Below are 7,006 nucleotides of genomic sequence, written 5' to 3'. Positions count from 1 at the left end.
CCAAAAATCAGACACTAAAAATCTAGATTTGGGAGTGCAGTTTAATTGCTATTAAAAATAAGTATCTTCAGTTATTCCTGCATGGCATAGCCTACACCTCGAATGGTTTTTATGTAGCTGGCTTGCCCATGAATATCAATTTTGCTGCGCAGATAACGAATATAGACATCAACGACATTTGTTTCAGTAGCACCTTCATACTTCCAGACACGTTCCAAAAGTTGCTCTCGGCTCATGACCTTTTGGTTGCTCATCAGCGTCACTAGTAGATCATATTCCCGTCGTGTTAAGGCAATCACTTCCTCTCCACGATAGACGATATGGTTTTTCAAATCAACTCGTAGATTGCGGTAAGCAGTCGGTGTTTTCAGTTTGCTGCAATGCTGGTCAATAAAGTCTCGACCTCGAAAAATCCCTGATACCCTTTCAACCAAATCATTGATAATAAAGGGTTTTATGGTATAGGACACAGCAAAGCGCTGAATCTCATCTGCATGTTCTTTGATTTCTTCACGACTGGCAAGGACAATGATAACAGAAGCTGGCTTGATTAAGCTCAGCTGTTCGGCAAAATCACTGGCAGTCATATCCTGAAGAGCATAGTTGAGCAAGAGTAGATCATAATCTGCTTCTCTAACTAAAGCTAGGCCTTCTTTACCCGTTTCAGCCATGTCTACAAGAAAACTTTCCTTTTGCAGTTCCAAAGTCACAAATCGTGCAAGATTCTTTTCATTTTCTACCAATAAAATTCGCTTTGCCATAGGCCTGTCCTATTTTTCATCATACCAAGAATAGTGGTAAGTTCCTTCTTTGTCTTTGCGGTTATATGTATGAGCACCAAAGTAGTCGCGCTGAGCCTGAATCAGGTTAGCAGGCAGATTTTCTGCTCGGTAACTGTCAAAGTAAGCGATAGCGCTAGAGAAGGTTGGTACCGGTACGCCTGCTTGTACTGCTAAGCTAACCACATCACGGACGGCTTGTTGGTATTTAGCTGTAATGTCCATGAAGTATTCGTCCAAGAGCAAGTTAGCCAAGTCTGCATCGCGCTTGTAAGCATCTGTAATCTTTTGCAGGAAACGAGCACGGATGATACAACCAGCACGCCAGATAGAAGCAATTTCACCAAACGGCAGATCCCAGTTGTTTTCTTTAGATGCTACACGCAATTGGGCAAACCCTTGGGCATAAGACATGATTTTTGAGAAGTACAGAGCCTGACGGATTTTCTCAATCAACTCAGCCTTGTCACCATCGTAGCTAAAGGCTGCAGGTTTTGGCAATACCTTGCTAGCGGCCACGCGCTCATCTTTGTAGGTAGAGATATAGCGGGCAAAAACAGATTCTGTAATCAATGGCAGTGGCACACCCAAATCCAAAGAAGACTGACTGGTCCATTTACCAGTTCCTTTGTTTCCTGCAGCATCAAGGATGTAGTCAACGATTGGGCCGTCTCGGCCTTCATCGTCCTTTCGTGTCAAGATATCTGCTGTAATCTCAATCAGGTAGCTATCTAGCTCGCCTTGGTTCCAGTCAGTGAAAATATCCGCCATTTCAGCTGCAGATAGCCCCAACAAGTGCTGCATGAGGTCATAACTTTCTGCGATGAGCTGCATATCTCCGTATTCAATCCCGTTATGGACCATTTTCACATAGTGACCTGCACCGTCAGGACCGATATAGGTCACACATGGTGCACCGTCTTCAGGTGCCTTAGCTGAGATTTCTTCTAGAACATCTGCGACTAACTCATAAGCTTCTTTCTGACCGCCCGGCATGATAGATGGACCTTCTAAGGCTCCTTTTTCACCACCAGAAACGCCTGTACCGATGAAATTGATGCCAGAGTTGGCCAACTCTTCATTCCGGCGAATCGTGTCTTTGTAGAAAGTGTTCCCACCGTCAATCAGGATATCGCCCTTGTCCAAGTGAGGCAACAAAGCCTGAATCGTCGCATCTGTACCAGGCCCTGCTTGAACCATCAGCATGATACGGCGTGGTTTTTCGATAGATTGAACGAAAGACTCCACATCATAGCTAGGTACGAAATTCTTCTCAGGATGACAAGCGATTACATCTTCCGTTTTGTTTGCTGAACGGTTATAAATCGCAACAGTATAGCCGCGGGATTCGATATTGAGAGCGAGGTTACGCCCCATCACAGCCATACCGACAACACCAAAGTTTGCTTTAGTCATTTTCTACTCCTCTTGACTTAGTTGTTTAATTTGTTATATTTTAACATTTTTACAAGGTAATGAAAAGTATTTAGCTGATAGAAATGCTTTTCTGGAGAAGGATACGCAAACAGCCAGAAGTTCTAACTTCCAGCTGTTTTCTTTATTTTAGTAAGATTCTGATTTATTTATCTTCGATCTCAATGACCGCTTGTTCATCTTGTTTGAGCTTGTTGACAGTCATATTGACGCCAAGTGCTCCAGCTAGAAGTTGACGAATGTCAAAGCCTGCTCCTTGGGAAACTTGGTCAATGCTCTGCATGATGTCGCCGACCATTTTAGAAGCGTTACCTTCACCATACATGGTAATCTTGTCTACCTTGGTCAATGGCTCTGCTACAGCACGAGCAATTTCTGGCAGTTTATCGACAATCATTTCCGTAATCGCAGCTTCCTGCATCTTCTTCATAGCTTCAGCTTTTTTGTCCAAACCTTGCGCTTCCGCTTCTAGCTTAAGGCGAATGGCTTCTGCCTCGGCACGCCCTTTGGCCTCGATGGCTTCTGCTTCCTGCAACTGAGCGTATTTCTCAGCTTCGGCTTGAGCCTTGCGAGCTTCTGCTTCTTTCTGCGTTTCAAAAAGTTCTGCTTCAGCCTGACGCTGACGCTCAATCAGTTGAGCTTCCGCAGCCTGTTGACGGGCATATTTTTCAGCTTCGGCTTGCTTGCGGATATTGGCATCCAATTCCTGCTCACGAACCTTAACTTCCCGCTCCTTGACTTCCGCTTCTTTTTCTTGCTTCATGATGTTGGCTTCGGCAGCCACACGTTCCTGCTCACGACGTTGAATTTCTGCTTCGATACCTTGAGCCGCATCAGCCTTAGCCTGAGCAATGTCTGCTTCTTGTTTAAGAGCAGCTTGCTTGAGTTTGAGTTCATTTTGCTTTTGAGCAATTTCTAAGTCAGCAGCCACGCGCTTGTCGTTAGCCAACTTATCCTGCTCAGCCTCAACTTCCTTGCGCTCACGTTCGGCCTTAGCCTTGGCAATCAGGGCGTCTTTCTTGATCGTTTCGACATTCTCGATACCGAGATTATCAATCACACCACCTTCGTCAGAGAAAGACTGAACGGTAAAGGCAATGACTTCCAGACCCATCTTAGCCAAATCTGGCGCTACGTTATCCTGCACTTTAGAGGCAAATTCCTGACGGTCATTAACCATCTTGCGCAGTTCCATCTGACCGATTACCTCACGAAGATTTCCTTCTAGGACATCTTGGACAGAATTTGAAATATCCTCTGTATTCCAGTTGAGGAAGTTCTCAGCTGCCCGCTCGACCATTTCATCCGTAGTACCAATCTTCAGCTTCACAGCAGCATCCGCACGAACATTGATAAAGTCGAGTGTCGGTACAGACTCAGAAGTACGAACATCGGTAGAAAACTGCTCGATATCTAGATAAGAGCGTTGCTCTACAAAAGGAATCATGAAACCAGCCTTACCGCGCAAATGGCGCTGCTTACGCAGACCAGTAATAACGACTACTTCATTTGGCTTAGCATTGACATACCCCTTAGCCAAAAGAACAATAAGCACGATGGCAGCAATGATTGCAATAATCAACCACCCTGGGATAAATAATATATCCATAAAAACTTCCTTCCTTTTTCAGAACAATATATCATAATATCGTTCTAATATATTTTTAATCAGTATATCAAATAAGTAACGGATTTCAAAATATTTACTGTTCGTTCTTAATCTACAAAAACAGCTAATTTCATGCCTGTTTTCAGCTATAGTAAAAAGCTAGCTCTCTTACATATTTTTACAAGCGCAAGTTAAACCAGACTCCTAACTGGCCTACTCGTCAAATAATCCCTGCAACCCTGCAAAAGGACTATTCACTTCCTTTTTCTCTTTTTGGCTTTGTTGATATTCCTCTTCTGTCATGACCTGCCAATCATTTCCTGTCGGCATCTCACTACCTGCCTCTTCTTCTGGAGTCAAGATTTTCAGCGGAATATTGAGCAGAATATTGTCCGCCACACTCTCAGCCAGATCGATTCTATCTCCCTCAATAGGTAAAACCAGATCTTCCTCTAGCAAATCCTGCTGCGATCCTCCATGCTGACCATCCGCAAAAATTTCATTGACCAGATAGGCTTCCTGCAGGTCAACTGGCTCCATGCTGCGGCTGGAAGCTAGGGTAATGGTATAGGACAGCTCATAATCAAGGAAGTAAAGTCCATCCTCATACTGAGCTTTCCCTTTAGCCGTAACATTTTTTACGTCCAAAATCTCAGCGTTACGCTCTTGTAACTCCTGAGCCAAATCAAAATTCTGCTCAAACTTCAGACCATCGGGATTTTTCCGAATTTCTTGAATATTTAACATAAGTGCCTCGTTCTTTAAATTTTCTCTTTTATTATATCATGATTCCCCCTTGAAAACTAGGATTGATCAGTTTTTGTTATAATACTACTAATATTCGGAGGGGATTTTTGTCTTATACGAGGCTCAGAAGGAAGCTGTAAGTCGCATTGGGATTCTTACCACTTAGCTTACTAAGTTTTACCACTTACTGAAACCCCCTTGAAGCATGATTATTGTCTGCTATAATCAAGATTGATAAAACAAAAAGGAGTCACGTATGAAATTATTTTTTAAAAATAGGGTTTATGCTGCCCTAAGCCTTTCTCGGATTTTTAACACACTGGGAGCCTCCATCTACAACATTGTTTTTGTAGTTTTTGCCTCCAGTATGCCTCAACCAAAATTTGCCGTAGCAACCGCCAATCTAATCGTTCTCGTACCGACTCTCTTTACGATTTTTGTGGGAATACAGGCAGACAAAACTGTTCATAAATCTGCTTGGCTGATTCGTTTTGGCTATCTCCAAGCCTTGTTGTTCATCTTGGTGGCTTTCCTGACTAAGTCAATCAGCTATCTTGCTTTTTCTCTGGTTTGCCTGATGAATATCCTATCCGATGTAATCAGTGATTATCGCAGCGGTTTGCAAATGCCCATTCTAAAAAAGAATGTGGCAGAGGAAAATCTCATGGAGGCTTTCTCCTTCACCCAGATGATTACCTTTATCTGCAATCTAATCGGGCAGGCACTGGGTGTCTGGCTACTTGCTGCCAGCAATCAAAACTTCGCACTGGTCGCTCTCTTAAATGCTCTAGCCTTTCTCCTTTCTTCTTCCATTTTATATATCGTTCGCAATAGACTGACTCATGAAACGGTCCAATCTTCTCAGAGTCCCCTCCCCCTCAAGACCCAGCTTGGAGAACTGTATCAAAATTCTAAAATTATCTTTGAACAAGAAGGAGCCAGCAGTTTTTTAAAATTGCTCTCTCAAATCCTGATTCTCAATGCCTTGGGTGGCTCCGTCATGGCTCTCTACAATCTTTATCTACTGGACCATCCTGTTTTTGGCCTTTCTTTCAGCCAATCCCTGCTCATTTTTGAGACTGTTTTCATTCTGGGCGTTGTCTCTGCCGGATTGACACCTAAAGACTTTTTCAGCAAACTTTCCATCAATCATCTGGCTCTTGCCTCTACCTTGGCTATCTTAACTTTGGGTTTGATTAATCTTTTTCATTTACCTGTATATTTAGGCATGATAGCTATTTTCTTTATGATGTATATAGCTGGAAAGGTCAATCCGAAAATCAATAGCCTGCTCCTTAGCAAGCTCTCATCAGATGTCCTCGCTCAAACTTCCAGCTTTCTCAGCCTGCTTTTTAGCTTCTCTGTCCCTCTCGGAACCATGCTCTTTACCAGCCTAGCCCTCTGGAATATGACTGGCGCCTGGCTGATTTTTAGCCTAATCGGCTTCTTTGCCCTACTATTGACCTTTGAAAAAAAGACCGAGAAGTAGAATTGTACTGACCCCAAAAAGTTAGACATTATATTTAAACCAAGGATTGAGTTCTGTATTGCACAGGCTCAGTCCTTTTAGTTTGATTCTAATTCGTTTGTTGTTGTAGTAATCGATGTAGTTGACAATCGCTTCCTCAAGCTCTTCTAATGACTGAAAATCCTTCTCAAAACCATAAAACATTTCGGATTTCAACATGCCCAAGAAGGATTCCATCATGCTATTATCCGGACGGTTCCCCTTTCGTGACATTGAAGGCTTACTGCCCTTGAACTGCAGAAACTGGTGATAAGATGCGTGTTGGTACTGCCAACCCTGGTCACTATGAAGAATCGTATTCTCATAATATTCAGCGGTGAAGGCCTGCTCTAACATGGTTTCCACTTGTTCCAAATTCGGTGAACGAGAAAGATTATAAGCGATAATTTCGCTGTTTAAACCATCTAAAATGGGCAATAAATACAATTTTTGACTGCTGCTTGGAATGGCAAACTCTGTCACATCCGTATAGCATTTTCCATCGGTTTAGAGGCTTCAAACTGACGCTGAACGGCATTCTCCGCTCTTAGATATTCATTTTCTGCTTGAAGGCGCTCTAGTTCTGTCATTTCTTCAGGTTTTTCTTTGGTTTACGTCCCATTTTAGGCGGCCTCCCTCTTGGTTTCTCAACAATCGTATACCCATTCTTCTTGTATTGTGCCAGCCAATTTGGAAGCATTCCACGATTTGGTAGAGCATAATCCAGAGACACACTTAATTGCGAACAACCTGCAATTAAAACTTCATCAATTATTTTTTTCTTTCATTTTGGAGGATAATAACTATTCTTCCTTTTTTTGACATGTTCTATTCCATAGCGGTCAATCAATCTGATTAAGTACTGAATATTAGAAATAGTTACCTCATCTCTTTTTTAAAGTTGCTTGAAGCTGAGACCTTGTTTTCTGG

At 42.7% G+C, this 7,006-nt stretch carries 5 protein-coding genes and 1 pseudogene; 1 reads left to right on the top strand and 5 read right to left on the bottom strand.

Annotated elements, in window-relative coordinates; all coding sequences use genetic code 11:
* Window positions 1-71 precede the first annotated feature (71 nt).
* The 4 genes from STRDD04_RS06695 to STRDD04_RS06680 form a co-directional block, all read right to left on the bottom strand.
* Window positions 72-761, bottom strand: coding sequence for a response regulator transcription factor (locus STRDD04_RS06695; protein WP_062200522.1), 690 nt, complete (start codon window positions 759-761; stop codon window positions 72-74).
* Between the two features lie 9 nt (window positions 762-770).
* Window positions 771-2,195 (bottom strand): NADP-dependent phosphogluconate dehydrogenase, encoded by a 1,425-nt coding sequence (gene gndA / locus STRDD04_RS06690; RefSeq protein ID WP_062200520.1) that lies wholly within the window; start codon window positions 2,193-2,195, stop codon window positions 771-773.
* A gap of 163 nt (window positions 2,196-2,358) precedes the next feature.
* On the bottom strand, window positions 2,359-3,822 hold the full coding sequence (locus STRDD04_RS06685) for a flotillin family protein (RefSeq protein WP_062200519.1): 1,464 nt from the start codon (window positions 3,820-3,822) through the stop codon (window positions 2,359-2,361).
* Between the two features lie 213 nt (window positions 3,823-4,035).
* Complete coding sequence (locus tag STRDD04_RS06680; protein ID WP_062200518.1) at window positions 4,036-4,569, bottom strand: DUF177 domain-containing protein; 534 nt, start codon at window positions 4,567-4,569, stop codon at window positions 4,036-4,038.
* A gap of 256 nt (window positions 4,570-4,825) precedes the next feature.
* Here STRDD04_RS06680 and STRDD04_RS06675 point away from each other — a divergent pair, with 256 nt between their 5' ends.
* The gene (locus STRDD04_RS06675; protein ID WP_062200516.1) at window positions 4,826-6,058 is read left to right on the top strand and encodes an MFS transporter; all 1,233 of its coding nucleotides are present in this window, start codon (window positions 4,826-4,828) and stop codon (window positions 6,056-6,058) included.
* Between the two features lie 34 nt (window positions 6,059-6,092).
* On the opposite strand, the pseudogene STRDD04_RS10605 reads toward STRDD04_RS06675, so the two are convergent.
* Window positions 6,093-7,006 (bottom strand): annotated as a pseudogene (locus tag STRDD04_RS10605) (IS3 family transposase); the annotation flags it as partial.

Source organism: Streptococcus sp. DD04 (assembly GCF_001578725.1).
GTDB classification, from domain to species: Bacteria; Bacillota; Bacilli; order Lactobacillales; family Streptococcaceae; genus Streptococcus; species Streptococcus sinensis.
The sequence above is the reverse complement of the archived record's forward strand: the minus strand, read 5'-3'. Positions and strand labels throughout refer to the sequence as shown.